Source organism: Chloroflexus sp., from assembly GCF_034435895.1.
GTDB lineage: Bacteria > Chloroflexota > Chloroflexia > Chloroflexales > Chloroflexaceae > Chloroflexus.
In genome coordinates, this window is record NZ_DAOTWH010000362.1 from 1 (window position 1) to 2,013 (window position 2,013).

The 2,013-nt window shown below is 63.1% G+C and carries 1 protein-coding gene and 1 pseudogene; both read left to right on the forward strand.

Annotated elements, in window-relative coordinates; genetic code table 11:
* Nucleotides 1-1,267, forward strand: a pseudogene (locus U9R81_RS19965) (2-oxoglutarate dehydrogenase E1 component); the annotation flags it as partial.
* Nucleotides 1,268-1,611: 344 nt separating this feature from the next.
* Nucleotides 1,612-2,013 (forward strand): biotin/lipoyl-containing protein (locus U9R81_RS19970; protein ID WP_322497158.1); only part of this gene is annotated, 402 nt, incomplete at its 3' end.

Consider the following 2,013-nt stretch of genomic DNA (forward strand, 5'->3'; position numbering starts at 1 on the left):
GCCTGCCAACCCGCTGCCGCCGCGCCGCCCGCCGATCTTCGCCCGTCCGGTCTCGGCCAAGACGTTGCTCGAACTCAATGAAGCGCTGCTCGACCGGCCTGAAGACTTTACCGTTCATCCCAAGCTCGAACGCGCGTTGCAGCGCCGCCGGCAAGCGATCTACGAAGAGAATGGCATCGACTGGGGCCATGCCGAGGCATTGGCTTTTGCCAGCATTCTCGCCGATGGCACCCCCATCCGGCTGACCGGCCAAGACAGCGAGCGCGGCACCTTTAGCCATCGTCACGCAGTGCTGCACGATGTCGTCACCGGCGCAAGGTTCATTCCGCTGCACGCGATCCCGCAGGCGCGCGCTTCGTTTGCCGTCTATAATAGCCCGCTCTCAGAAGCAGCAGTGTTGGGCTTTGAGTATGGCTACAGTTCGCACGCACCCGACACGCTGGTGCTGTGGGAGGCGCAGTTTGGCGATTTTGCCAACGGCGCGCAGGTGATCATTGACCAGTTTATTGTCAGCGGCCATGCCAAGTGGGGCCAGAACCCTTCATTGGTGATGCTGTTGCCGCACGGTTACGAAGGCCAAGGCCCCGAACACTCGAGCGCTCGGCTTGAGCGGTTTTTGCAACTGGCGGCCAACGATAACATTCGCGTCGCCAACTGCACGACCGCCGCGCAGTACTTCCACCTGCTGCGCTATCAGGCCGCGTCGCTGTACGCCGATCCAAAGCCGCTGATCGTGTTGACCCCCAAGAGTTTGTTGCGCCACCCGCGCAGCAGCTCATCGTTGCGCGATCTGACCGACAGCCGCTTCCAGCCGGTGTTGGGGTTGGGCGCTGAAGCGCCGGCGCCGGAAGGTGTGACCCGTGTGATCTTGTGCTCAGGGAAGGTGGCGATCGATCTGATCTCGAGCGCCGAATGGGAAAAGACCGGCGGCAGAGCCGATCTGTTGCGACTAGAGCTACTTTATCCCTTCCCGGCGGAAGAGTTGCGCGCAGCGCTGCAACGCTACCCTAACCTGCACGAGGTGGTTTGGCTGCAAGAAGAGCCGCAGAATATGGGAGCCTGGACATTCGTCTGGCCGCGATTGCAGCAGTTGTTGCCGGCTGGCGTGAAATTGCGCTACGTGGGCCGGGCCGAGTCAGCCAGCCCCGCTGAGGGCCTGCACAGCAGTCACGTGCGCGAGCAGGCCCGCATTCTGCGCGAAGCGGTGACTGACCTGCCGGAAGCGCCTACGCCGGCGGTGACCGGAGAAGAGTCGCTGGCGCGGTAGGGGATGTACGTATGCCTGAGCGGGTGCTGGGCGCTGGTGGGGGAGATTGCTTCGCCTCGCGTGGACAGAGCAACGCTCTGTCCCTACGCTCGGCTCGCAATGACATGGGCTATCTGTCATTGCGAGGGGGCACAGCCCCCGAAGCAATCTCCTGCTTCAGCGGAATCTATGCCTGAGAGGATGTAGGCCGTGCTCGCGGGAGATTGCTTCGCCGCCTCCGGCGGCTCGCAATGACAGACGGGAAGCGGAGTCGCAGCTGCGCAGCAATCGCTTGAGCACATATCATGACAGTATGGGAACAGTCCATCCTAGGTCACGATAGATAAGTAGAGGTAGGTTACGACATGGCATACGAAATCCGAGTACCGTCGCTCGGTGAGTCAATTGTCGAGGCGACGGTCGCGCGCTGGCTGAAGCGCGAAGGGGAAGCAGTCGCTACCGGCGAGCCGGTGGTCGAACTGGAAACCGATAAGGTCAATCTGGAAGTGGCAGCTGACCAGAGCGGGGTACTGGCGAGCATTGCCTGCCCCGAAGGGACGACGGTAGCGATCGGTGATCTGCTGGGCACGATCGAGGCCGGCGCCCTGCCGAAGGCGCCGCCGGCAGCAGCGCCGGTCGCTGCACCAACGCCGGCAAACGAGGTGATGGCGACCCCAGTCGCGCAGAAAGTGGCCGCCGAGCACGCGATTGATTTGCGCACAGTGCCGGGCAGCGGCCCCGGCGGGAGGGTGACGAAGGAGGATGTG